General features: G+C 70.4%; 22 protein-coding genes and 1 pseudogene. 15 read left to right on the forward strand and 8 right to left on the reverse strand.

The window, feature by feature from the left end:
- Positions 1-23 precede the first annotated feature (23 nt).
- The 4 genes from J7E89_RS05685 to J7E89_RS05700 all read left to right on the forward strand — a co-directional run bounded on the left by J7E89_RS05685 (position 24) and on the right by J7E89_RS05700 (position 3,883).
- Positions 24-911 (forward strand): helix-turn-helix transcriptional regulator, encoded by an 888-nt coding sequence (locus tag J7E89_RS05685; RefSeq protein ID WP_214969070.1) that lies wholly within the window; start codon positions 24-26, stop codon positions 909-911.
- A gap of 8 nt (positions 912-919) precedes the next feature.
- The gene (locus J7E89_RS05690; RefSeq protein WP_214969072.1) at positions 920-1,111 is read left to right on the forward strand and encodes a DUF397 domain-containing protein; all 192 of its coding nucleotides are present in this window, start codon (positions 920-922) and stop codon (positions 1,109-1,111) included.
- Between the two features lie 1,810 nt (positions 1,112-2,921).
- The gene (locus tag J7E89_RS05695; RefSeq protein ID WP_214969074.1) at positions 2,922-3,293 is read left to right on the forward strand and encodes a cupin domain-containing protein; all 372 of its coding nucleotides are present in this window, start codon (positions 2,922-2,924) and stop codon (positions 3,291-3,293) included.
- Positions 3,294-3,436: 143 nt separating this feature from the next.
- Positions 3,437-3,883, forward strand: a complete 447-nt coding sequence (locus J7E89_RS05700) for a CBS domain-containing protein (RefSeq protein ID WP_214969076.1) — start codon at positions 3,437-3,439, stop codon at positions 3,881-3,883.
- 97 nt (positions 3,884-3,980) lie between these two features.
- Here the strand turns inward: J7E89_RS05700 and J7E89_RS05705 are convergent, their stop codons facing one another.
- From J7E89_RS05705 to J7E89_RS05720, 4 genes are all read right to left on the reverse strand, one after another.
- Complete coding sequence (locus tag J7E89_RS05705) at positions 3,981-4,280, reverse strand: DUF3303 family protein (protein WP_214969078.1); 300 nt, start codon at positions 4,278-4,280, stop codon at positions 3,981-3,983.
- A 210-nt stretch (positions 4,281-4,490) separates the two neighbouring features.
- Positions 4,491-6,008, reverse strand: coding sequence for a cellulose binding domain-containing protein (locus tag J7E89_RS05710; protein ID WP_214969080.1), 1,518 nt, complete (start codon positions 6,006-6,008; stop codon positions 4,491-4,493).
- A 219-nt stretch (positions 6,009-6,227) separates the two neighbouring features.
- Positions 6,228-7,661: a HAMP domain-containing sensor histidine kinase gene (locus J7E89_RS05715; protein ID WP_214969082.1), complete on the reverse strand. Its 1,434-nt coding sequence runs from the start codon at positions 7,659-7,661 to the stop codon at positions 6,228-6,230.
- On the reverse strand, positions 7,658-8,347 hold the full coding sequence (locus J7E89_RS05720; protein ID WP_214969084.1) for a response regulator transcription factor: 690 nt from the start codon (positions 8,345-8,347) through the stop codon (positions 7,658-7,660). Before J7E89_RS05720 ends, J7E89_RS05715 begins: the two co-directional genes overlap by 4 nt.
- Before the next feature lie 68 nt (positions 8,348-8,415).
- Between J7E89_RS05720 and J7E89_RS05725 the strand changes: the two genes are divergently transcribed.
- The gene (locus tag J7E89_RS05725) at positions 8,416-9,012 is read left to right on the forward strand and encodes a hypothetical protein (RefSeq protein WP_214969086.1); all 597 of its coding nucleotides are present in this window, start codon (positions 8,416-8,418) and stop codon (positions 9,010-9,012) included.
- A gap of 47 nt (positions 9,013-9,059) precedes the next feature.
- Here the strand turns inward: J7E89_RS05725 and J7E89_RS05730 are convergent, their stop codons facing one another.
- Positions 9,060-9,932 carry a spermidine synthase gene (locus J7E89_RS05730; RefSeq protein WP_214969088.1) on the reverse strand — a complete coding sequence of 291 codons (873 nt, stop codon included), beginning with the start codon at positions 9,930-9,932 and terminating at the stop codon, positions 9,060-9,062.
- 60 nt (positions 9,933-9,992) lie between these two features.
- The gene (locus J7E89_RS05735; RefSeq protein ID WP_214969474.1) at positions 9,993-10,508 is read right to left on the reverse strand and encodes a hypothetical protein; all 516 of its coding nucleotides are present in this window, start codon (positions 10,506-10,508) and stop codon (positions 9,993-9,995) included.
- A gap of 238 nt (positions 10,509-10,746) precedes the next feature.
- Between J7E89_RS05735 and J7E89_RS05740 the strand changes: the two genes are divergently transcribed.
- A complete protein-coding gene (locus tag J7E89_RS05740) occupies positions 10,747-12,120 on the forward strand; it encodes a hypothetical protein (protein WP_214969090.1) in 1,374 nt (457 codons plus the stop codon).
- A gap of 85 nt (positions 12,121-12,205) precedes the next feature.
- Here the strand turns inward: J7E89_RS05740 and J7E89_RS05745 are convergent, their stop codons facing one another.
- Positions 12,206-12,655: an AfsR/SARP family transcriptional regulator gene (locus J7E89_RS05745; RefSeq protein ID WP_251060149.1), complete on the reverse strand. Its 450-nt coding sequence runs from the start codon at positions 12,653-12,655 to the stop codon at positions 12,206-12,208.
- Between the two features lie 134 nt (positions 12,656-12,789).
- A pseudogene (locus J7E89_RS40605) lies at positions 12,790-13,116 on the reverse strand (winged helix-turn-helix domain-containing protein); the annotation flags it as partial.
- 259 nt (positions 13,117-13,375) lie between these two features.
- Between J7E89_RS40605 and J7E89_RS05755 the strand changes: the two are divergent.
- From J7E89_RS05755 to J7E89_RS05790, 9 genes are all read left to right on the forward strand, one after another.
- The gene (locus tag J7E89_RS05755) at positions 13,376-14,359 is read left to right on the forward strand and encodes a ScbA/BarX family gamma-butyrolactone biosynthesis protein (protein ID WP_214969102.1); all 984 of its coding nucleotides are present in this window, start codon (positions 13,376-13,378) and stop codon (positions 14,357-14,359) included.
- Positions 14,356-15,030 (forward strand): HAD family phosphatase, encoded by a 675-nt coding sequence (locus J7E89_RS05760; protein WP_214969104.1) that lies wholly within the window; start codon positions 14,356-14,358, stop codon positions 15,028-15,030. Before J7E89_RS05755 ends, J7E89_RS05760 begins: the two co-directional genes overlap by 4 nt.
- Entirely contained in the window at positions 15,027-15,605 is a 579-nt protein-coding gene (locus tag J7E89_RS40610; RefSeq protein WP_251060150.1) for an NAD(P)/FAD-dependent oxidoreductase, read from the forward strand. Before J7E89_RS05760 ends, J7E89_RS40610 begins: the two co-directional genes overlap by 4 nt.
- A 61-nt stretch (positions 15,606-15,666) precedes the next feature.
- The gene (locus J7E89_RS41750; RefSeq protein ID WP_308315348.1) at positions 15,667-16,719 is read left to right on the forward strand and encodes an FAD-dependent monooxygenase; all 1,053 of its coding nucleotides are present in this window, start codon (positions 15,667-15,669) and stop codon (positions 16,717-16,719) included.
- The gene (locus J7E89_RS05770) at positions 16,716-19,031 is read left to right on the forward strand and encodes an MMPL family transporter (RefSeq protein ID WP_214969106.1); all 2,316 of its coding nucleotides are present in this window, start codon (positions 16,716-16,718) and stop codon (positions 19,029-19,031) included. The genes J7E89_RS41750 and J7E89_RS05770 overlap by 4 nt, the downstream gene beginning before the upstream one ends.
- Positions 19,006-20,127, forward strand: a complete 1,122-nt coding sequence (locus J7E89_RS05775) for an NAD-dependent epimerase/dehydratase family protein (protein ID WP_214969108.1) — start codon at positions 19,006-19,008, stop codon at positions 20,125-20,127. Before J7E89_RS05770 ends, J7E89_RS05775 begins: the two co-directional genes overlap by 26 nt.
- Positions 20,124-21,314: an alpha/beta hydrolase gene (locus J7E89_RS05780; RefSeq protein ID WP_214969110.1), complete on the forward strand. Its 1,191-nt coding sequence runs from the start codon at positions 20,124-20,126 to the stop codon at positions 21,312-21,314. Before J7E89_RS05775 ends, J7E89_RS05780 begins: the two co-directional genes overlap by 4 nt.
- 156 nt (positions 21,315-21,470) lie before the next feature.
- A complete protein-coding gene (locus J7E89_RS05785) occupies positions 21,471-23,705 on the forward strand; it encodes an MMPL family transporter (protein WP_308315349.1) in 2,235 nt (744 codons plus the stop codon).
- A 33-nt stretch (positions 23,706-23,738) separates the two neighbouring features.
- On the forward strand, positions 23,739-25,046 hold the full coding sequence (locus tag J7E89_RS05790) for a metallophosphoesterase (protein WP_214969114.1): 1,308 nt from the start codon (positions 23,739-23,741) through the stop codon (positions 25,044-25,046).
- The last annotated feature ends 36 nt before the right edge of the window (positions 25,047-25,082 follow it).

The raw sequence follows: 25,082 nt of genomic DNA on the forward strand, positions 1-25,082 counted from the left end.
GACTGCGCTGCAGGAGGTCGAACATGCCACCCAGGAGCAACCCCAGCGAGCGGCAGCGACGGCTCGGGCTCGAACTTCGCAAGCTCAGAAACGGTGCGGGGCTTTCCGGCGACCGGGCCGGCGCCCTGCTCGATGCGGACCGCACGAGGATCAGCAACATCGAGGCGGGCCGGATCGACGTGTCCCGCAACCGGCTCTACAAGCTGCTGCGGGAGTACGGATGCCCACACGGCCCGTACTTCGACGGGCTCATGGAAATGGCACAGGAACTGGGAAAGGGGTGGTGGGACGACTTCAAGGACGCCATCGGACCGAGGGCGCGCGACCTTGCGGAACTGGAGTCTCGCTGCTCCGGCATCCGCATCCACGAGCCCCTTTTCATTCCAGGCATGTTCCAGACCGAGGATTACGCACGCGCGGTGGTCACCACGGCAGAGCAGGATCAGGACCAGGAGCGTGTGGACCGTTACGTGAAGTTTCGCATGGCCAGGCAACGCGTCCTGACCGACCCCGACGCGGTCCCGTACCACGCAATCGTCCACGAGGCCGCTCTACGCCTGCACGTCGGCGGCACTGGAACGCTGCGCAAGCAGTTGCTGCGACTGATCGAGATCGCCCGCCTGCCCAACGTGACGCTCCAGATCTTCCCCTTCGAGCGCGGCGCTTACGCCGCGTTCAGCCGTCCGTTCATTCTCTTCAGCGGTGCGACACGGGAGTTGGACACCGTCTACATCGAACACCCGCTGAAGTCCGTCTTTCTGGGGGATGGAGATGCCAACGACAAGTACGGCAAGATGTTTGAGCGACTCGCCGAACTGGCGCTCGAGCCGGTCGATCCCGAGTCCGCACCCGAGTCTCACGACAGCCGGGACTCGCTCAGTCTGATCCAGCACATCATGTACGAACTGTAGGGAGTCAGATGCCGCAGCTCACCTGGCAGAAGTCCTCATTCAGCACCGGCGGCGAGGGTGAATGCGTCGAGTTGGCAACCAGCGCCGCTGGCCACATCCACCTCCGGGAGAGCGACCGCCCCACGGAGATCACCACCGCGACGCCCACGGCCTTGGCAGCGCTGCTGAACGCGATCAAGGACGAGCGCATCGTGGGGTAGGGGCGGGGGCGTTGGCGGTCCCGGGGCGTTGATCGCTTCTGCGATGGGGGCCGCCTATTCGGAGGGTGGCGCCGGAGGCCCGCCGGTAAAGGGCGCTCCTACGTCGCGTCGCCTACGGCGATTCCGCTCCGCTTAACCCTTGACCGCCGAACCTCCGCCGCAATGCTTAAGGGGGGCGGCCCCCGGGGGGAGCCCACGGGAAAGGCCCGGCAAGTGGCCGATCACCGTTGCCGGTTGGCGGGCTCGGTGAGTGGGGCGCGGCAGGTTGAGGGGGCGGCTCGGCCCCAGGCTCAGCGGCTGCGGCAACGGCCGCTGGTACAACATCCCCATTCCCACGCACACGCTTCACCCACGTAGGCAGGTGGCCGGCCGTCCGGGTCGACCTGCGGACTATCCCGCCTGCGGGTGGGGCGCGACAGTTGAATGGGGTGACTCGGGCCGGTTCGGCGTCCGCCCCGGTCGGCGGCTGGTTGGGCCTCAAGCAGGTTGCTGGTGTGGGTGGGTGGTAGTGCACCGCTGCCGACGGGTCTCGGAGGGCGGGCCTCGGCAACCAGCAGGCGACGCCACGCACCGAGCACAGGGCATGGAGCACCGAGTCCGAAGCTCGGCACGCCGACCACACGCCCAGCCTTCCGGCCACACAAGCCCACCGCCCACACCGCCCACGCCCGCCGATCGTCCACACTGCCAGGTCGAATGCGGACCAGCCGTCTCAGGAAGGACCCCGACATTAGGCATCCGCTGCCAGGCGACAGCGGCGGGACCCGTCGGGACCGTCGGGCCCTCTGCCAGCCTCAACAAATCGCCACGTGCCGGGTGTGGTGAACCCTGAGCCGATGCCGAGCCGATGCCGAGCCGTTGGCAGGCACACGGGTTCACCTTCTGAGGTTCGCCCCGTCCGGCCAGGACGAAATGGAAGACTCGGCCGAATCGTGTGTCGATGGGTCTGAAGTGCCTGGCAGGACATCGCGTGGACCGAATCCATCACATGACGCCCGCCCAAGCCGCCCAAACGCCTCGAAAGAGGTGCGAAATGGGCATACGAGGCCGTCATGTGATGGATTCAGACCACCGAGCCCCCTCGAGCCCCGCCGAGTGCCGCCGAGCCTCGTCGAGAACGTCGGGCCCACACCAGCGGCCGCGCGGCCGCGCTGTCCGTCCGGCCGGACCATCGGCAGGACCCGCACCCCTGGGCGCCCCTCCACCCACCCACACCAACCACGTGCTTGAGGCTCAACCGGCCACCGGACGGGGTGGACGCCATACCCACCCGAGTCACCCCATTCAACTGTCGCGCCCCACCCGCGCAGACATGAATCCGCAGGTCGAACCGCCAGCCCCGGCATCCGCCTACGTGGGTGCGCGTGTGCGTGGGAATGGGGGATGTCGCACCAACGGCCGTCGCCGCAGTCGCTGAGACTGGGGCCGCGCCACCCCATAGACCTCATGCGCCCCACCCACCACGCCGCAAGCCACCAAGCCGACCCGCGCCCATAGTCCAGTCTGCGTGCAGGGCGTTTTTCTTTGGGCCGTCCCCGTATAAGCGTTAGCGGTGGGCCGGGGCGGCGGGTCAAGGGGAGCCCGAAGGGCTCTCGCGCAGCGACGCGACGCAGGAGCGCCCTTGACGCGCCGCCCCGGCCCACCGACCCTCGAGCGCTCGGGACGACCCGAAACCCCCAGAAGCAAGCCTTGGTTACCGGCGAGCCCGGCCGCCCCCAGCAACAAATCACCGCCCCCGGCGTAGCCTGGAATATGGACTCGGGGGATCGCAGTCGCTCGCGGCGCGCTAAGCGCCAGGAGGCGGATGACTATGGCCACGCTCGTGTGCAAGAACTTCGACTCCGCAGATGAGACCCGCCCCTTCGAGGAGGGAAAGGGCAGGCTCGATCTGCTCACCACAGACCGAGGCCCGGTGGGCCGTGCCGTCTTCGAGCCGGGCTGGCAGTGGTCCAAGCACGTCAAGCCCATCGCCGGGACCGACAGCTGCCAGGCTGCCCATGTCGGCTACGTCGTGAGCGGCCGGATGAAGATCGTCATGGACGACGGCGAGAGCGGAGAAGCCGGACCGGGGGACTTCATCTCCATCGCACCCGGCCACGACGCCTGGGTGCTCGGCGACGAACCCTGCGTGACCCTCGACTGGGTCGGCTTCGGGGACTACGCCGTACCCGCCGGCTCCTGAACCTCCAGCCCCCGCCGCCCCAGCACCGGCACCAGCACCGCGCCCCCATAGGTCCCCTGGTCCCAAGGGGCGGCGGTAAGCCATCCGTGTTGTCATCGATGGAGGAGAAAACAACGTCCCGAATGCGGGAGGATCCAGAAATCATGGCTACGAACAAGCAGCTCAAGGCCCGCGACATCATGACCAGCGGAGTTCAGTGTGTCGGTGCGCACCAGTCGCTGTACGACGCGGCGCAGATGATGCGCGACCTGAACGTCGGCTGTCTGCCCATCTGCGGCGACGACAACAGGCTCACCGGCCTGATCACCGACCGCGACATCGTCGTCCAGTGCTGCGCCGAAGGCATCGACCCGGCAACGGTGCAGGCCGGCACCCTGGGCGGGCCCGTGCACTGGATCGACGCCGACGCGGACGCCAACGAGGCTCTGCAGACGATGGAGACGCACCAGATCAAGCGCGTCCCCGTCATCGACGTCGCAGGCGGCCACCAGCTGGTCGGAATGATCACGGAAGCCAACCTCGCCAAGAACCTCAGCGACGAACAGATCGCGGAGTTCGCGACGCGCGTCTACGCGAACGTCGCAGGATAGCTGCGCTCGCCGCCCCGTGGCGGCGAGCCTTCCGCCGGCCGTCGCCGGGGCCGGGGCCGTCGCCGGGGCCGGGGCCGTCGCCGGGGCGTCATCACCTTTACCTCTGGGACTGCAAGGCTTGCAGGCCCTTCTTGAGGTCGTCGTGGTTCATCACCGGTACGACCTCGACATCCGCACCGAGTTCCATGAAGAACGTCTCCGCAGCCTTGGGCAACTGGGAACTGTCCTGCATGTCGAAGACGAGCATGCAGGACCGCCTGCCCATGCTGGGGAAGAAGTAGGCCGCCTCTGGCTTGAGCTCCTGGATCACCGAGTCCAGCATCTGCGGCATCGTGCCCTTTCGGATCGCCTCGTTTCCGGCCTCCGTGTCGACATGGGCGTGCAGCATGACCCTCATGGAATTCGCTCCTTCGGCACACCACGGCCGGCACGGTCTCATCCGCGCCCACTGAAGCCCGGTGGCGTCGTCCCGCTCAGCCTCGATGCGGGTGATGGGAGCGGCAACATCTCTTCCACCGTCCGAGCACACGCGTACCCCGACCGGGTGTGGGGAACTCCGGCCGGGGCGCGCGCCTGCGGGGGGTCTCAGAGGCTCAGGGGTTACTGATCACTTGTACGTCGCGAACGCCCTCGTGAACGCCAGCGGCTCCTGCACGATCGAACTGCACGTGGCGTCGGCCGAGCCCTGCGCCCCGCCCGGGCACTCCTTGTCGCGCGTCGACGACCACATCGACAGCCAGCCGAGCCCCTTCTCCCGGGCGAACTTCACCAGCTGTGTCGCGTCGTCCACCTTGAAGATCTCCGTGGTCACATCATTGACGCCGATCATCGGGGTGACGGCGACCGTCTTCCACGCCGCCGCGTCCGACAGCCCGAGTACGCCCTTGAGCTGGGCCTGCGTCGCCGTCGCCGCCTGGACGGCGTACGTACCCATGTCGCCGCTGTACGACGGTCCGTAGTCCATCGCCATGATGTTGACCGCGTTGATCTTCACGCCGTTCTTCCTGGCGTCGGCGATCAGGTCGACGCCCGGCTGCGTCAGCCCCTCGGGCATCACCGGCAGCGTGAAGGACACATCCAGCCCCGGGTGCTTCTTCTGAAGCTGGGCTATCGCCTGCGCGCGACGCGTGTTCGCGGCGGTGTCCGGGAGCGCCGCCCCCTCGACGTCGAAGTCCACCTTCGTGAGCTTGTACGCGTCCACGACCTTGCCGTACGCCGCCGCCAGCTCGTCGGCCGAGGAGCAGTTCAGCGCGAGCTCCCTGCCGGCCGCGCCGCCGAAGGAAACCCGTACATCCCCGCCCTTCGCGCGCAGCGCGCCGATCTGGCCGGCCACCTTGTCGCTCGCCAGGCCGGTCACGCCGCCCCACAGCGGCGCGCAGCTGCCTCCCGAGGTGATGAAGGCCAGGTTGAACTCCTTCACGCCGGTCTTGGTGGCGGTGTCCACCAGGTCGTACGCCGGGTAGAGGGACGTATCGACGTACGGAGCGAACTTCGCGCCCGCGGCCGCCGGCGGTGCGGTCGTGGGAGGCGCACTCGCTGTGGGCTCACTCGTCGCAGGAGCGCTCGTAGGACGGGCAGTCGTCGGAGTCGAGGCCGTCGGAGTCGGCTTCCCAGAAGGAGTCGCCGAGCCGGTCGGCTTCGGGGCCTGCGTCGGGCGCCCGCTCGGCTGCGGCGTGGCGCCCGCGTCGACCGAGCACTTCACCTCGTTGATCAGGCAGCCGGTCGGGTCGCCGGCTGTGCCCCGCCCCTCGGCCGAGGTGACGAAGCCGACCGTCACGGACGCGCCCGGCGCCAGCTCACTCGCCCAGCTCGCGGGCTTGACCGTCACGTGCCGGCCGTCGACCTTGTGCTCGGCGTTCCACAGGGAGCCGATCTTCGTACCCTTCGGCAGGTCGAATTCGAGCGTCCAGTCCGACTGGGCCTTGCCGGTGTCGTTCGTGACGACGTACTGGCCGGCGTAACCACCGCCCCAGCCACTGGTCTTGGTGTACGCCGCGCCGACCGCGGCGGCCTGCGCCGTTCCGGTGAACGCGAACGCCGCGCCACCGATCACCGCCGCGGCGACAACCGCGCCGAGCGCCTTGGTCCTGCCGCTCGTTGTGCGCCGGTGCGTCGTACTGCTCATCGCGTGCCTGCCTCTGCGTTACGGGAAACCCCGGGGGGACGGCCCCGGGGGTACGGCGCGGGGGATACGCCGTAGGGGTGCGGCAGCACGCTAGCGAGCCAGAAACGGACAAAAGCCAGGTTAGGTACGGGGCTTGAGGATCTTAGGGCGCAGTTAAGGAAGCCATGGGAGCCCGTTAAAGCTTCCCGTCCGTCACGCCGTCCGCGCTCTTCCCGCCCCTCACGCCCGCAGGCCGCTCCCCCGCCGCGCCCCCGCAGGCCGCTTGCGCCGCCCCAGCCGGTGGCCGTTCTGGCCGCCCGCCGTACGCCGCCCGTCGAGCCCCAGCCCGATCCAGATACGGACCTCCGTACCGCCGAGCACCGAGTGCCCGATGCGTACGTCGCCGCCCGTCGACTCCGCGACCCGCCGCACGATGTCCAGTCCGAGGCCCGTGGACCCGTCCCGGTCACCGCTGTTGCCGCGCACCAGCGCCGCCTTCGGATCCGAGATGCCGGGGCCGGCATCCGACACCAGGACGATCACGGCGTCGTCGCCGTTGTGCACGTCCACGGAGAAGGCCGTTCCCACGGGCGTGTGCCGGAAGACGTTCCCCAGCAGCGCGTCCAGTGCCGCCGCCAGCTCCGGCCGGGCGACCGGGATACGTACCGGACGCTCGACGCCCGCCAGCCGCACCTTCCTGCCCTCGTCCTCCGCGAGCGCCGACCAGAAGTCCATCCGCTCGCGCACGACGTCGGACACGTCACACCCCGCACCAGGACCGGCGCCGCCGACTCCCTGCGCCTGCGCCTGCGACCGCTGTTCGCGGGCCGTACGGATGATCGTGTCGACCTCGCGCTCCAGCTGCTCGACGGCCGACCTGGTCTGCTCGGCGGCCGGGCCCTCCCCCAGCGAGGCGGCGTTCAGGCGCAGCACGGTCAACGGGGTCCGCAGCCGGTGCGACAGATCAGCGGCCAGCTCACGCTCGTTCGCCAGAAGCTGGACCACCTGGTCCGCCATGGAGTTGAACGCGACGGCGGCCGACCGCAGTTCGGTCGGCCCCTCCTCGGGCACGCGTACGCCGAGCCTGCCCTCCCCCAGGTCGTGCGCGGCGCCCGCGAGCCGCTGGGCGGGCTGGACCATGCGTACGCCCAGCCGGTCCGCGACCGCCACCGAGCCCACGATCAGGGCGATCCCGACGCCCGCCAGCACGAGCCAGGCCGTCGCCACGCCATTGCTGACGTCGTCCTCCGGCACGAAGACCTCCACCACGGCGATCTGCCCGCTCGCGATCGCGGTCGGCTGGAGCAGCGCGAAGCCGCCCGTCACCTCCGAGATCGAAGCCCGCCCGATCCGTCGCGTCGTCTCCAGGTCCTGCTGAGCCGCCCGTCGCCGCCCGATCTCCAGCGGCAGACTGCCCGGCTCGTCGGCGACCGGGGGGATGTGGACCGCCATGCGTCCCTCGATACCGACCTCCGTCGTCTGGACGGCGCGGTTGAGCGAGTCGCGGTCGGTGGTGATGGAGAGGGTGGGGCCGATGGTGGCGGCCCAGCGTTCGGCGTTGGAGAAGGCCCGGTCCCTGGCCATCTCCTTGATGACGAGCCCAAGCGGTATGGCGAAAGCGACCACCACCATCACCGTCACCGCCAGGCTCACCTTGACCAGTGCCCACCTCATCGCGGCGGCTCCAGCTTCACGCCGACGCCGCGCAGGGTGTGCAGATAGCGCGGGCTGGCCGCCGTCTCGCCGAGCTTGCGCCGCAGCCAGGACAGGTGGACGTCGATGGTCTGGTCGTCGCCGTAACTCTGCTGCCAGACCTCGGCGAGCAGCTCCTTGCGCGGTACGACGACTCCCGGCCGCCCCGCGAGGAAGGCCAGCAGGTCGAACTCACGGCGGGTCAGGTCGAGCCGCGCGCCGTCCAGCTCGGCCTGCCTCCTCAGCGGATCGATCGACAGCCCTCCCACCTGGATCACCCGGGACGGCGGCTCGGCGCCCGCGACGGCGCGGGAGCGGCGCAGTACGGCGGCCATGCGGGCGGACAGGTGTTCGACCGAGAAAGGCTTGACGAGGTAGTCGTCGGCGCCGTCGTTGAGCAGCCGTACGATCTCCGCCTCGTCGTCGCGCGCAGTGGCGATAATCACGGGTACGTCGGTGATCCCGCGCAGCATCTTCAGCGCCTCCGACCCGTCCAGATCGGGCAGACCGAGGTCCAGAATGACCACGTCGAAGCTGAAATGGGCGACCTCGCGCAACGCCTCAAGTGCCGTACCGACGCTGCGCACCGTGTGGGTGGCTTCGGTCAGGTGCCGGATGAGGGCGGAACGTACGAACTGGTCGTCCTCGACCACGAGCACACTTGCCATGGGCGGCACCGTACGCCATTCCGGGGATGCGGGTCCCCCCTGGGACGGGGTGGTGCGGGTGGTGCAGTATGGCCCCGATGCAACGAGGATTCGTACACGCCATCGCGTGGTCGCTCGCCACGGGCGCGGCGGTCACGCTGTCGTGGTGGGGCGTGCACACGGTCATGGCGGGTACGGCGTACGACCCTCCGCAGGCACTCCCGATCCCCGCCGACCTGCCCGCGCAACGCGGCACCGCGCAGGATGCGAAGCCGCAGTCGAAGGCGTCGTCGACGCGCCGGCCGGAGTCAAAAAGCCCGTCCAGGACGCCGGAGAGCCCCAAGTCGCCCTCGCGTACCCCGGCCGACCGGAACACCTCGCGGCCGAGCCGTACGCCGAGCAGTCCCGCCGGCCCGTCGGACCCGGGCTCCCGGGCGCCGTCGAGTCCGCCGGCGACCGCGAACGGCCAGGTGAAGAGCTACAGCACCGATGGCGGCCGGGTCACCTTCGACATCGGGAAGACCTCCGCCAAGCTGGTGTCGGCCACTCCGGCGACGGGCTGGTCGATGCAGGTGTGGAAGCAGCCGACGTGGATCCGGGTGGAGTTCACGGCCGGCTCGGCGAGCGTGTCGGTCTTCTGCACCTGGCACGACCACGAGCCGACGGTCGAGATCGTGGAGTCCTGAGGTCCTGACGTCCTGACGTCTTGAGGTCCTGAGCGCGCGCCCGCGGCCTACTTGAAAGCGGACGCCGGCGGTTCCGGTGACGGCCGCGCGCTCGTGTCCGTGACCACGGCCGCGCCGCCCGTGAAGTCGGCCAGCTCCCGGCCGTGTTCCACCCGCCCGGGATGCGGGTCGGTCGCGATGCGGCGGGTCCATTCGGCGATGGGCAGCGTGCGGTCCGACGCGAGCAGCACCGCGTTGCCAAAGCGGCGGCCGCGCAGCACGGCCGGGTCGGCGGCCAGGGCGAGGTCGGGCCAGACGGTGGCCGCGGTGACGATCTGGCCGCGCAGGTACGCGAGCGGCGGGCCGTCGGCGAGATTGGCGGCGTAGAAGCCCCCGGGCTTCAGCACCCTGCGTACGTCGGCGAGGAATTCGGTGCTCGTGAGGTGTCCGGGTGTACGGGCGCCGCTGAACACGTCCGCGATCACCAGGTCCGCCCAGCCGTCCGCGACCTTGCCGAGCCCGGCGCGGGCGTCGACGGAGCGGACGCGGATACGGGCCTGGGCGTCCAGCGGGAGTTCCTTGCGCACCAGTTGCACGAGCGCCGCGTCCACCTCCACGATCTGCTGCGTGGAGCGGGGCCGCGTGGCGGCGACGTAACGGGCGAGGGAGAAGGCGCCGCCGCCCAGATGCAGGACGTGTACGGGCTGTCCCTGCGGGGCGGTGAGATCGGCGATGTGGCCGAGCCTGCGCTGGTACGCGAAGTCGAGGTAGGACGGTTCGTCGAGGTCCACGTGGGACTGCGGGGCGCCGTCGATGAGCAGGGTCCAGCCGCGCGGGCGGTCCCGGTCGGGTATCAGCTCGGCGAGTCCGCCGTCGACGTGCTCGACGACCGGCTCGGGGGCGGCGCGCTCGCGCCGCTTGTTCTTTGCGTTCTTTGCCACGCAGCCAGTATCGGCTCCGGCAGCGTGATCGGTCCGATCGGCCGGATCGGCCGGATCGGTTCAGCGGACGCGGTCGGCCGCTTCGATCAGCCGGGCCGCCTCGCCGAGCGCGGCCCTGAGCACGGCCGGGTCGGTGACCGGGCCCGTGTCGGTGGGCGGCAGCAGCCAGCCACTCCCGGTGACGGGGGGCTCGGGGACCAGGGGCGGGGCGTCCGCCCCGATGTCGCCGGCCAGGACGGCCGGGATACGCAGGCCGCGTCCGGAGGTCTGCGTACAGGCGCTGCCCGGCATGTCCCAGCCGTCGGCGGTGCCGGGGGGCACGAGAAAGCCGAGGGTCGCGCAGGAGCCGTCGTGCAGGACGGGACCGACGGCGGGCGCGGAGGCACGGCGGATAATGTCCACCGCTTCGAGACCCTGGCGCACCGGGACCGTCACCAGGTCGCACGGCTCGGCGCCAGGGATCCCCGCCACCGACGGAACGGCGCTGGATTCCTGGCTGGGCCTGTGCTTGGCCGTCGACCGTGAGCCTGACAGTGGACCTGACAGTGAGCCTGATCGTGAGCCGCTGATCTCCATGCCGGCCTCCAACAAGGGAACCCCTCCTCGCTCGAGTGGGAGCCGCGCTCCCTCTCCTCATGGTTCAACGCGCGACGCTGTCAACAGCTACGGCGCCGCGCCGCCGCAAAGGATGGCAGTTCATGGCAAATCGTGGGTGAGATATCCCGTTTGTAGCGAAACCCCGCGTGTTCGACTCGTCACAGCCGGTACGTTTTTGCTCCGCCGGAGCACGCGAACCTTGCGGGAGGGCTTGGCCATGCCGAACAACGACTTCCGCCGACTGCGAGGGTCTCGTTCGCCGGCCGAGTTCGCCGCAGCCGTGCGCCGGGCGGCGCGTGAGATCGGTGAACAGGTCGCATGCGACGCCCGCTACATCGGGCGCGTCGAGGCCGGCGAAATCCGCTGTCCCAACTACGCGTACGAGCGGGTCTTCCTGCACATGTTCCCCGGCCTGACGCTGTCGGACCTGGGCTTCTCGGCCCGCGAAACGGTACGTGGCAGGGGGGCACGCGCCACCACGACCCGCGCCACCACCACCCATGTCACCACGACCCAGAGCAACATCGACGAGGAGAGCGACGTGCTGCGTCGCGCGTTCATGACGAGCGGCACCGCCACCATGGCGGCCGCATCCCTGGGGCTCGGCACCGCGCCGAGTGCCTCAGCATCCAGTACGTACGTCGCCTTCGACACGCCCGCGCCGACCGCGCACCGCCGGGTCGGCGAGGCCGAGGTCAGCGCCGTGGAGGACGCGGTGCGCCAGATCCGGCTGCTCGACGACCGGCACGGCGCCGACGGCCTCTACAAGCGCGCCGCACAGCCCCTGCGTACCGCCTACGCCCTGCTCGACGCGAGTACGACGTCCCGCAGATCCATGGCCGACCGGCTGCACACCGGCGCGGGCGAACTCGCCCTCTCGGTGGGCTGGCTCGCGCACGACTCCGGCCGCTTCGACGACGCCCGTTCGCACTACGCGGAGGCGCTGGCGACGGCCCGGGTGGCCGGCGACCCGGCGCTGGAGGCCCACGCGTTCAGCAACTCGGCGTTTCTCGCGCGGGACACGGGGCGGCCGCGCGAGGCGGTACGGGCGGCCCAGGCGGGGCAGCGCGCGGCCCGGCAGGTGGCTTCGCCGCGGCTGCTGTCGCTGCTCACCCTGCGCGAGGCCGGCGGCTGGGCGGGGCTCGGCGACCGTGCGGGCTGCGAACAGTCGCTCGCCCGCGCCAAGACTCTCTTCGAGCGCGGTACGGCGCAGGCCGACCCGGAGTGGATGAGCTTCTTCGGGGAGGCGGAGCTGGAAGGGCTGGAGGCGCAGTGCTGGTCGGCGCTGGGCGACTGGTCGCGCGCGGCCCGGCACGCCCGGCGTGCGGCGGCTCTCCAGGACACCCACTTCACCCGGAACCTGGCCCTCTACCGCGCGGAGCTCGCTGACGACCTGGCCCGTGCCGGGGCGCCGGACGAGGCGGCGGCGGTAGGACAGGGCGTACTGGATCTCCTGGAGGAGGTGCAGTCGTCCCGGGTGCAGACGATGCTCTCGGAGACGACCCGCGTCCTGCTGCCGCACCGCCGCTCGCCGTCGGTGGCCCCTTTCCTGGCCCGCCACGCGGCGGTCGAGCCCCGGGTCCGCGGCTGAACGCCGGCCGTACGGACCGGGGCCGGAAGCAGGGCGAAAGGCAGGGCCGTAAGCACCGGGGCCGGGCCCGACGGCCGCGCTCGCTCTATCGCAGCGGGCTCTGGCGGGCGAGCGGGGACTCCGGGAAGGGCGTCGGAGGGCCCCCGGCCGCCCCGCTGTCCTGCCTCAGCGTGGACAGCACCATCAACTGCGGGTCCTGGAGCAGCAGTCGCCCCTGGAGCGCCCGCAGGGCCTGGCCCGGTTCGGCGCCCAGTTCGCGCACGACGCGGCTTCGGTGGTCGGCGTACACCGTCAGTGCCTCGTTACCGCGGTCCGACCGGTAGAGCGCGAGCATCAGCAGCCATACGAACCGTTCCCGCAGCGGATATTTGTGCACCGCGTAGTACAGGTACGGCACTGCGTTGCGGTGCCCGCCCAGCTCCAGTTCCAGCTCGGCACGTACCTCCATGTCCGCCAGGAAGCGCTCCTGGCGATACAGCCGTTCACGCTCCAGCATGGGCCCCTCCAGCCCTTCGGCGAGCGGTCCGACGGACATCTCGTGCGCGCCCTCTCCAGCAGCCGTACGCCTTTCAGGATCTCGCCCTCGCGGGCCGCCAGGATGCCGGCCGAGGCAAGCCGTTCGTACACGTACAGGTCCACTTCGGCATTGCCGACATCCAGCCGGTAGCCGCTGCCGGACCACTCCAGCGAGACACCCCGGCCGTCCGGCTCGCCGTCCGCCAGCAGGCCGCGCAGGCCGGAGATGGACTTCTGGATCAGGTTTTTCGCGTACGCCGGGTAGTCCTCGCCCCACAGTGACTCGATCAGCTGATCCACGCCGGTCTCGATGCCCGGCTTGAGGAGCAGTACCGCCAACAGGGCCCGCTGCTTGGGCGGGCCGAGCTCGATCATCGTGGGGCCGTAGGTGACTTGGAGCGGACCGAGAAGACGGAATCGCAGCTGCGACGGACCTTCCTGGTCCTTGAAACCACGGTCGCGCAATAACACACCAGACATGAATTCCCCCCGGAAACGTTGTTCGCAAGACTAAGTATTACCGGCCAGTTTCAGCCGACCGAAGATCAAGTGAGACCGAGATCACGCTGCGCGACATCTTGACTCCGCCCTGCGCGTGTGGGGACTCCTGGGCTTCCGTGAAAGGGCAGCCGAAGGCGGCCAAGGGGCAGTCAGCGGATCTTCCAACGACTTGACCAGCGTTTGGTCAAACCCCTTCCTCCAAGGTGGTGCGGTCCCCGCCCTCTTGCTTGGAGAAACGATGACCGGCCCAGCGCAGCAGGACCAGATCCGTTCCGCACTGAGATACGACAGCACCGTTCCGCGTGCCATGGTGCACCGCGCCGCGATCGCCGAGGTGTTCCTCACCGACTCGCGGCGTACGACGGACCAGCCCGACACGTACGAGGTGGCGGCCCAGCTGCCGCGCGCGCACATCATGGGCGAGAACTCCGGCACGCACGACTTCCTCCTGCTGGTGGAAGTGCTGCGGCAGGGCGGGGTGTTCCTCGCCCACGCCTACGAGAATGTGGGCCTGGACGAGTCCTTCATCTTCCGCAGTCTGCGGATGCAGATGCTGGATCTGTCCGCCGTACGCACCGACGACCGGCCGTCCCGCGCGGTCGTGACGTTCACCGTCGATCCGCAGCGCAAGCGGAACGGCAGGGTGCAGGCCCTGGACTTCACCGGATCGTTCAGCATCGAGGGCAAAACCGCTCTGCGCTTCAGCGGCGGGCTGGCCTTCTTCACGCGCAGCGTCTACCGCGCGCTGCGCGCCCGCCGCCGCGACGCCCTGGTCGGCTCCATCGGCGTGCTGCCCACCCATGTGGCGGCCGACCCGGCCTCCGTGGGCCGGCGCGATCCGTACAACGTGGTGATCACGCAGGCGATTGGGGCCGGCGACAGCACCCTGTCCGCCACCGTGCTGTCCGACACGACGCACCCTCACCTCTTCGACCACCGCCTCGACCACATTCCCGGCAACCTCCTGCTGGAGGCGGCCCGGCAGCTGGCCGCGGCCTCCGTTTCGTCGCTCCACTCCATATCGGCCACCGGTCTTCAGGTGACCTCGCTGGACGCGACCTTCCAGGAGTTCGCCGAACTGGACCTGCACGCCCGGGCGGTGGCGCGGGTCGAGCAGTTCCGGCTGGACGAGTCGCTGGGCACCCTGGTCGTGCCCGTCGTGGTCGACATCGTGCAGCAGGAACGCGTCGTCGCCTCGTTCCGCCTGGAGGTGGCGCAGTGACCTCCCCGCAGATCACCACTGTCGTGGTCGACTACGGGGGTGTACTGACCAATCCGCTGCACGAGACCTTCGCGGCCTTCGCCGCGACGGTGGGCGTACCGGTCGACGAGCTGCGGGACGCGTTCGCAGCGGCCACCGCGCGATACGGCCGCAGCCCGATGGCCGACCTGGAGACCGCCCGGTGCACCGAGGCCGAGATGGTCGAGAGGGTCCTCGCCGAGCTGCCGGACGGCAAGGGCCAGGGTCTGCTCGGCGGACAGGAGTTCGGCGAACTGTGGTTCCGCGCCAGGACCGTCAATGAGGACCTGGTGTCGTTCCTGCGCGGGCTGCGCCGGCTGGGCTACACCACCGCCCTGCTCACGAACAACGTCGTGGAGTGGGGTCCTCGCTGGCGGGCCCAGCTCCCCGTGGACGAGCTCTTCGACGCCGTCGTCGATTCGTCGGCCGAGGGGGTGCGCAAGCCCGACCCGTTGATCTACCGGCGGCTGCTGGAGCGGCTGCCCGCGGCGCCGCACGAGTGCCTCTTCCTCGACGACTTGGAGGAGAACTGCGCCGCCGCCTCGGACGTCGGCATGCTCGCCGTCAATTTCACCACCACCGACGAGGCGATCGACCAGGTTGTCGCCCTGCTCCGCTCCCGCGGTGCCTTCCACGTCAGGAGCCAGGTATGACGAAGGAAGACACCGTACTGATCGTGGGGGCCGGCCCCACCGGACTCACGACCGCCTGCACACTGCTCCAGCACGGCGTGAAGTGCCGGATCATCGACCGGCGCAAGGGCCCGGCAGGCAACCCCAAGGCGCTGATCCTGTGGAGCGGCGCCCTTGAAGTGCTGCAACGCGTCGATGTCGCGGACTGCCTCGTGAAGCGCTCGCTGCCGCTCTCCGGAGCGTCGTACTGGTCGAACGGCAAGCGCGCCGGGCGGGTGCGCTTCGGTTCGCTGGCCGACACCGCGTTTCCGCACCCGCTGTGCGTACCGCAATCGGTCACCGAGAGCGTGCTGTACGAGCGGCTGCTGCGGCTCGGGGGCGATGTCGAGTGGAACACCGAGCTCGTCGACGCCAGGCTCATCTCCGGCCCCGCCGGACCGGTCTGCGCCACGATCGCGGTCCCCGGCCCCAATTCGCCTTCCGTGGTGTCACCGCGCTGGCTGGTGGGCGCGGACGGTACGCAGAGCAAGGTCCGCAAGGCCGCCGGGATCGCCTTCGAAGGCAGCACCTACGCACGCGACTTCCTGCTGGGGTGACGGTGAGTTCAGCGGGGATCTGCCGGAGGACGAGGCCCAGTACCACCTGACGCCCGAGGGCGTGCTGGTTGTCGTGCCGCTGCCCGGGGGCGGACACCGGGTCTTCTTCGACCGCGATGTCACCGGCGACGTACAGCCGCTGTCCGACGAGGATCTCCAAGAGCTGCTGACCGCCCGCGGCCCGCAGGGCTGGAAGGTCGGCTCCACCTGGTGGCGCAGCATCTTCCGCGTCCACACGAAGGTCGCCGACGCGTTCCGGGCGGGCCCGCTCTTCCTGGCCGGGGACGCCGCCCACTGCCACAGCCCGGCCGGCGGTCAGGGCCTCAACACCGGTGTGCAGGACGGCTTCAACCTGGGCTGGAAGCTGGCCGCTGTGAGCCACGGCGCGGACCCGGCACTGCTCGACAGCTACGAGGCGGAGCGGCGGCCCGCGGCCCTGCGGGCGCTGCGCAACTCCGACCGTCAGACCCAGCTGTGGATGCTGCGCGCAGGCCCCAAGCGGGTGCTGCGCGACACCCTGCTGAGGGTGGCGTCCGCCACCGGAGCGCTCGACCGCAAGCTGGTTCCCGAACTCGCCCAGCTCGACCCGGGTCTGGAGTCGAGCCCGGCAGTGCCGGGCCGGCTCCCGGTGTCCCGCGCCAAGAACGCGAAGAGCACCAGGAGTGCCAGGAGCGGGAAGGCCGCCCTTCGGCCCGGGGTGCGGCTGCCCGACACCTCGTGGCGGCCGCTGTCCAAAACAGTGGCGGCGTCCCTGCACGCGCACCTCGCCGCCGGCCGGCACACCCTGCTGGTCCTCCAGGACGGCGCGCAGACAGCGGACGGCGAGCACGCGGCGCAGGCGGCGGCCGGGATCGTGGCCCGCTCCACTGTGAGCGGTCAGACGGATGTCGTGCTGGTGACCAGCGCGGAGTCCCGGGGCGGCGGGGCGAGCGACCTGTCGTACCTGCGGGCCGTGGACGCCTCCAGGAAGCTGACAGGCCTGGCCGAGGAAGGCCCGCTGGTGATCTATGTACGGCCGGACGGCGCGGTCGGCGCCTGGTCCTCGCACCGCGAGCTGGCGCGACTGGCGGCGGGGGTGTCGGTGCTCGGCGCCGCCATGGGACGTGCGGCGTGATACTGAAGTCCCTCGGTTCACACGTCGTCCGCAGACCGTGGCTGTTCCTGGTAGCGGCCGTCGTGCTGATCCTGGACGCCGTACTCCTCGGCGCGGACCTGCCCGAACGGCTGAGCAACGGCGGTACGACGGACCCCTCTTCGGAGTCGGCGCGCGTACAGCGCGTGCTGGAGGAGCACTACCCGGAGCAACAGCCCAATCTGGTTCTGCTGGTGTCGGTCCCCGAAGCCGCCCAGGTCGACGACCGGCAGCTCGCCCAGCAGGGTGCGCGGCTGGCCGAGCGGCTTGCGTTCGAGCAGTCGGTCGTCGGTGTCGTGTCGTACTGGCAGACCGGCCTCGAAGAGCTGCGCTCCCGCGACGGCAGGCAGGCCGTGATCGCCGCACGGATCGAGGGCGGCGACGACCTGGCCCGGGACCAACTGGAGCGGCTGGCACCGCGTTACCGTGGCGACCAGGGTGAGCTGAACGTACGGATCTCCGGCGCACTCGCCGTGCAGAACGAGATCGAGAGCACCGTCGCCGAGGACCTGACCCGCTCCGAACTGATCGCTCTGCCGCTCACCCTGGCCGTCCTGGTGTGGGTTTTCGGCGGTGTGGTCGCCGCGGCCCTCCCCGTGCTGGTGGGCCTGACCACCGTCCTCGGTACGGGCGCTGCGCTGCGCCTGGTCACCGGGTTCACCGAGGTGTCCGTATTCGCCCAGAACCTCACCACCGCGCTCGGCCTCGGGCTCGCGATCGACTACGCGCTGCTGATCGTGCGCAGATTCCGCGAGGAGATCGACGCCAGGGCGGTCCCCTCGGACGCCGTGCTGCGCACAGTTCGTACCGCGGGCCGTACCGTCCTGTTCTCCGCACTGACCGTCGCGGTCTCCCTCGCGGCGATGCTCGTCTTCCCGCTGTATTTCCTGCGCTCCCTCGCCTATGCGGGCATCAGCGTGGTGCTGATCGCCGCGCTCACCGCGCTGACGGTGCTGCCCGCCGTGCTGGTGCTGCTCGGACACCGGGTGGACGCGCTGCAGGTACGCCGCCGACGCACCGGCCGGGCGCAGGACCCCTCGGACCGCTCGGCCCGCTCCAGGGGGCGGCTGACCGACGAGGTGATGCGCCGCGCTCCGCTGGTGACCGTGGTGGTGACCGGGCTCCTGCTGATGCTGGGACTGCCGTTCCTGGGCGCCCGTTTCGGGACCGCCGACCACCGGCAGCTGCCCGCCGCGAGCGAGCCCCGGGCCGTCCAGGAGAGCCTGCGCGACGACTTCGACAGCTCACCCGAGGGCTCGGTTCCCGTTCTTCTGCGGGCCGCCGGAGCCTCCGCCGAGGAGGCACGGTCCACCGCCGGGCGGCTCGCCGGCAAGCTGTCCCGGCTCGACGGGGTCACCCGGGTCGAGTCCTCGGCGGGCACCTACCGTGACGGTCGCCGCTCGGACCTCCCGACGCCCGCCGACTCCTCCCGCCGCACCGGCGGCCACAACCTGGTGACGGTGGTCGCAGAAGACGACACGGCCGCGACGTCGGCCTCCCGCCAGGCGCTGGTGGAAGCCGCGCGAAAGGCGTCCGCGCCCGAAGGGGCGTGGGTGGGCGGCCCTGCGGCGGCCTTGGTGGACAGCAAGGCGGCGATCGGCCGTGGCCTGGCCCCGGCGCTCGCCTTCGTGCTCGGTGCGACGCTGCTGCTGGTCTTCCTGCTCACCGGAAGCGTGGTGATGCCCCTGCTGACAGTCGGGCTCAACGCGCTGAGCCTGACCGCCATGTTCGGTGCGGTGGTGTGGGTGTTCCAGGACGGTCATATGTCCGGGCTGCTGGGCTTCACCGCGACCGCAGACGTGGAGACGACCCTGCCCGTCCTGATGTTCTGCGTCGCCTTCGGCCTGTCCATGGACTACGGCGTCTTCCTGGTCGCCCGTATCAAGGAGGACTTCGACCGTACGGGCGACCACCGGGCGGCGGTGGTACGCGGCATGCGGACCACCGGCGGGCTGATCACCGCGGCCGCCGTGGTCCTCAGCGTGGTGTTCGTCTCCATCGGACTGTCGCGGATCACCAACACCAAGATGCTCGGCTTCGGCGTCGCGCTGGCCGTGCTGGTGGACGCCCTTGTCGTACGGACCTTGCTGGTGCCGGCCGCGCTCAGGCTGCTGGGCCACCGGGCCTGGTGGGCGCCCGGCCCGCTGCGCCGCGTACACCGCCGTCTCGGGCTGCGCGAAGAGCCGGGCCCGGCACCCGGCGACACCCCTGACATTCCGCAGGACTCCCAAACCGCCGAACCCGCCGAACCCGCCGAAAGGAAGTCGCATGAGCGACACTCCGCCACCCGCTGACCACACCGGCGCGGGGAAGCCCTCCCGTCCCGGGCCGGGTGCCGTGCTGGTCACCGGGGCCACCGGTCTGCTCGGCCACGCCGTCGTCACCAGGCTGCTCGCCGCCGGTACGCAGGTCACGGCAGTCGTACGCAACGCCGAGCGCGCCCGCACCCAGCTGCCGCACCATCCCGCCCTGCGGCTCGTCACCGGGGACGTCACCGACATCGGAAGTTACAAGGGCGCACTGCCCGGGATGGACGCGGTGATCCACACGGCCGCGTACTTCCGCGAGTACTACCAGCCGGGTCACGACCTGAAGCTGCTGTACCGCACCAACGTGGACGCGGTGGAGGATCTGCTGAAGGCGGCGGTGGACGCCCAGGTGCCCTCCGTCGTACAGACCAGCTCCATCGCCGTACTGGGCGGCGGCGACGCCCAGTCGCCCGGCGACGAGGACACCCCCAACGGCCGCCCGGACCGGGGCAACCACTACCGGTCCAGCAAGATCCGGGCCGAGCGGATGATCGCCGGGTTCGACGAGAAGTTCGGCAGGACGTACGGACTGCGCGTGCCGCTTGTCCTGCCGGGCTGGATGTGGGGTCCCGGCGATGCGGGTCCCACTTCGGCCGGACGGCTCTTCCTGGCGGTGGCGCGAGGCGAGTTGAAGGCGCTGCCCACGGCGGGCAACCACGTCGTGGACGCCCGCGACGTGGCCGCCGCCTGTGTCGCCGCCGCGGAGCGCGGCGGCGCCGGCCGCCGCTACATCGCGGCGGGCGGCTGGTATCCGCTGCACGAGATCTGCGCGGCCGTGGTCCGGGCGGCCGGCACCGGGGAGGTGCCGCGCAAGCTGCCCCCGCAGGCCGCCATGGCGCTCGCCTCGGCCCTGGAGTGGCAGGCGAAGGTACGCGGCAGGACGCCCGTTGCCACCCGTACCGGCATGCGCGCGCTGCTCGAAGGACACCACCGCAGGGTCTCCTCGGCACGGGCCGCCCATGAACTCGACGTCACCTTCCGTCCGCTGGAACAGACCCTCGCCGACCAGGCCGCATGGCACCGCGCACACCAACAGCTGCCTGCCCTTCGGGCGGCAGGACGAGAGGCGAGGACCGCATGAGCGTCATCAAGCGGATCGCCGTACTGAGCGCGGCCCTCGCGCTGCTGGCGAGCCCTGTCGCGGCGGCCATGACGGCGGCGGCCGACTCCCCGGCGGCGTCGGAGAAGACAACCGGAACGTCCGTCTCGTCTGTCACGTCCGTGCCCACCCCGGCCGAAGCGGCAGCCGCCGCCAGGGCGACCGCCGCGCGTATGGCCGCGCAGGACATCGTGGATGTCCCGGTTTCCTTCACCGTACGCAATGACAACCGCAGCAAGACCGGTTGCCGCGCGGACGGCGGGAAGTACCGCGTTCGCGGACACCTGACCGCGCCCGCGAGCGTGCTGTCCGGCAAGAAGCGGGCGGTCACGCTCTACCAGCACGGGATCGCGGCCGGCGAGTGGTACTGGCGTCTCGACGTACCCGGCTATCACTACGCCGAGGAGCTCGCCAAGCGCGGGCACGCCTCCGTCACCATCGACCGGCTCGGCTACGGCGACAGCGACCGCCCCAACGGCTTCGACACCTGCATCGGCGCCGAGGCGGACATCGCCCACCAGATCGTCCGCCAGCTGCGCGACGGCGGTTACACCGTCGACGGCAAGCCCGCCGAGGGCCCGGCCGCCACCGTGACGAGTTTCGACAAGGTGACCCTGGCCGGGCAGTCCAACGGCGGGCAGGTCGTCCAGATCGCGGCGTACTCCTTCGGCGGGATCGACGGGCTGATGATCATGGACTGGACCGACCGAGGGCTGACCCCGGAGGCCAACACCCGTTTCTTCAGCGCACTGCAGAGCTGCATGGCCGGCGGGCAGCCGAGCCGCAAGCCCTCGGACCCGAGCGGCTATGTGTACTACGACCTGGGCCCCGACCAGTTCCGGCGCGGCAACTTCCACGACACCGAGCAGCGCGTCATGGCCGCCGCCACCCCGCACCAGAACCGGCACCCCTGCGGTGACATGACCTCACAGCTCGACTCCGTCTTCACAGATCTGGAACACGTGGGATCGATCAAGGTCCCGGTGCTGCTGGTGTACGGCGACGACGACGCCCGGGTCACCGGCGGCGCCGCCCACCGGCGGCTGTTCACCGGGGCCGACACCGCGCTCATTGACATTCCGGGGGCCGGGCACTACGCCACGATGGCCCGCTCGGCGCCCCGCACCTTCGACCGGATCGACGCGTGGCTCGACGCCCGCGGTCTGTGATTCATCACCCCGGCCCACGCCCCCAAAGCCCCCCGAAATTCCCCTGAAATCCCCCCCGAAATCCCCCATCCCGGAGAGTGGAAAGTGCCGACTACACGTCAATTCGCCGCCAACAGCCCCGAAGAGAGTCCGCCGGCCCTGCGACGGTGGGGGCGGGTGGCCGCAGGCCGGTCCCGGCTCGTGATCTGGGTCAGTGTCCTGCTGACCGTGATCGGCCTGGCGCTCGCCGCCGGCGCCATGGACCGCCTGGTGCTCAGCCGCTTCGAGAGTCCCGGATCCGAGTCGCTGGGCACCCGGGCCGTCCTGGAGAGGGAGTTCGAAGCGGGCACGCCCAGCGTGCTGCTGATGGTCACGGCCAAGCAGGGCACTGTGGACGACGCCGCGATCGCCGCCGAGGGCCGCAAGCTGGAGAAGGAGCTGGCCGGGCAGAAGGGCGTGGCCGAGGCCTCGTCGTACTGGTCCCGGGGCAACTCGCCGGCCATGCGCGGCACCGATGGCAAGCAGGCCCTGATCATCGCCCGGATGGCGGGCACGGTGACCGAGGCCCGTACCGCACTCGGCGAGTTCTCCCCGGGCTTCACCCGGGAAAGCGAGCTGGTGAACGTCCGGGTCGGCGGCGGTGACGAGGTGTTCCGGCAGGCCGCCGAGCAGTCCCGGCAGGACTTCCTGCGCGCCGAGATGATCGTGTTCCCGCTGGTGCTGCTGCTGCTGTTCGCCATCTACCGCCGGTTCTCGGCCGCCGTCCTCACCCTCGGCATGGGCCTCTTCTCCGTCATCACCACGCTGGCGCTGATGCACATCGTCACGTACTTCACCGATGTCTCGACGTTCGCCGCCAACCTCGCCCTGGTGATGGGCATCGGACTGGGCGTCGACTACAGCCTCTTCGTCATCAACCGGTTCCGCGAGGAACTGCGGGCCGGGCGGGCCGTCCCCGACGCCGTCGAGCACGCGGTCGCCAGCGCCGGCCGCACCGTCGCCTTCAGCGGTCTCACCGTCATGGTGTCGCTGGCCTGCCTGCTGCTGTTCCCGTTCCCCTTCCTGCGTTCGTTCGCGTACGCCGGCATCGGCACCGTCCTCACCTCGGTCTTCGCCGCGCTGGTGATCCTGCCGGCCTCGCTGGCCCGCCTCGGACACCGCGTCGTCCGCAAGAACGCGAACGACGCCCGGTCCGACGAGGGCTGGTGGCACACCACGGCGCTGCGCATGATGCGCAGGCCGCTGCTGTGGGGCATCCCGGCGCTGGTGGTCCTGCTGGGCCTCGCCTCGCCGGCGCTGGGTCTCACCTTCGGCGTACCGGACGAGCGGGTACTGCCCAAGGACGTGTCCAGCCGGGTGGTGCAGCAGCAGATCCGTGACAACTTCGCCGCGGAGGAGATGGACGCCATTCAGGTCCTGCACCGGGGCCAAGCGGGCGAGGAAGCGAATCGTGCCGCCATCGAGGCGACGGCCGTCTCGCTGTCCCGCATCTCCGACATTCACCAGGTCGACGCGCTCACCGGTTCGTACGCCGAGGGCCGGAAGATCGCCGAGCCCAACGACTCCTCCGGCAGGTTCGCGCACGAGCAGGACACCTGGTACTCGGTCGTCGCGACCCACCACGGCCTCGACCAGGACATCGACCGGGTCCTCTCCGACATCCGCACCACCGTGGCGGCCGATGTGAGGATCGGCGGCTATCCGGCCGAACTGAGCGACTTCCGTGGCGAGTTGGTCGACCGGCTGCCGCTGGTGTTCGGACTGATCCTGGTGGTCACCTTTGTGATCCTGTTCCTGATGACCGGCAGTGTGCTGCTTGCGGCGAAGGCGATGGTGCTCAACACCCTCAGCATGGCGGTGATGTTCGGCGCCCTCGTGTGGATCTTCCAGGACGGAAATCTGTCCGGGCTGCTGGGCTTCACACCGAGCGGCTCGATCGAGCCCAGCATTCCCATCCTGATGTTCTGCACCGCGTTCGGCCTCTCGATGGACTACGAGGTCTTCATGCTGTCGCGGATCAAGGAGGAGTACGACCGCACCGGCGACAACGTCAGCGCGGTGGCCGTCGGCCTGGAGCGCAGTGGCCCGCTGATCACCTCGGCGGCAGTAATTCTCGCGGCCTCGTTCGCCACGTACGCCTCTTCCGGGATCGTCTTCCTCAAGATGCTGGGCATCGGCATGGTGGTGGTGATCCTGGTCGACGCCACACTGATCAGGGCGGTGCTCGTGCCGGTCTTCATGCGGCTGGCCGGAAAGGCCAACTGGTGGGCCCCGGCTCCGCTGCGTGCGCTGCACGACCGGTTCGGCATCTCGGAGTCGGACCCGTCGGAGCCTGTCACCGCCCGGACTGCCCGGAGTGACGCCACGTCCGCCGTCGGCGCGTCAACCGGCGCGTCCGGCCCCCGCTCCTGATTCCGCTTCCGCCAAGATCCCCGAGGAGAGACGATGCTGGGAATCGGAGTATGGGCGCTCATGCTGGTGGGCTCCGGCGCCATCCACTATTACCTGTGGATACGCCTGGTCCGTGACACCACCAGCCGCGCGACCCGCGCACGACGGCTGGCGACGGGGGCCGTGGTGGCCTCGGCGCTGGCCGCCCCCGGGGCCCGGATCGCCACCCCGCTGTTCGATCCGTCGGACGGTGGCGGCGGACGGTGGGTGGCGTGGCCCGGCTACACCTTGATCGGGGTACTGCTCTACCTGCTGCTGGCGCTCGTCGTACTTGAAGTGCCCCGGGCGCTGCTGGTGCGCGGATGGCGGCGTACCGAGCGGGAATCCGCGCCGGTTCGGGCTGCCGAACCGGAGCCGGCGGTGCTGGTGACGTCCGGCCCCGCACCGACTCCTGAGACTCCGGAGCCTCGCTCCACTCCTGCGGCCACTCCTGCGGCGAGCGACCTCCTGGTCGGCCGCCGGCTGTTCCTCGGCCGGGCCGTGGGCACCCTCGCCGGTGCCGCCGCCCTGGGCACCGTCGGCTACGGCATGTCCGTGGCCCTGGGCGACCCGCTGATCAAACGCGTACCGGTGGCCCTCTCCAAGGTCAACACCCGCCTGGCCGGACTCCGTATCGCCGTGGTCAGTGACATCCACCTGGGGCCCATGCTCGGGCGTTCCCACACCGAGCGGATCGTCCGGATGATCAATGGGCTCCAGGCGGACCTGGTGACGATCGTCGGCGACCTGGCCGACGGAACCGCCTCCCAGCTGGGACCCGCCGCTCGCCCCCTGAAAGGGCTGGAATCGCGGTACGGCAGCTACTTCGTCACCGGAAACCATGAGTACCTCTACGACGGCGTGGAGGACTGGCTGGACGAGATGCGCGACGTCGGCGTCCGGCCGCTGGTCAACGAGCGCGTGGAGATCGAGCACAACGGCGCCTTCCTCGACCTGGCCGGGGTCGAAGATCTCGCCGGTGAGGAGACCGGCCGTGGCCCGGACCTCGGGCGAGCACTGGCCGGGCGGGACACGTCACGTCCCGTCGTACTGCTGGCCCATCAGCCGGTGTTCGCCGAGGAGGCCGCCCGCCACGGGGTCGACCTCCAGGTTTCCGGACACACGCACGGCGGGCAGATGTTCCCGCTGACCGCGGTGACGGCGCTGTCCAATCCGGTCAGCGCCGGGCTCGGCAGGGTCGACGACACGGCGCTGTATGTGACGAGCGGGGCGGGCTTCTTCGGTCCGCCGGTCCGGGTCGGCGCCCCGGCGGACATCACCCTGCTCGAACTCCGCGCCCCCCGGACGTTGTCCGGCCGCTGAAGCAGTACGCAGCCGGCTCGACGAAGCGATGCTTCG

The organism is Streptomyces sp. ISL-100 (genome assembly GCF_018614615.1).
In the GTDB taxonomy this organism is placed as follows: Bacteria; Actinomycetota; Actinomycetes; order Streptomycetales; family Streptomycetaceae; genus Streptomyces.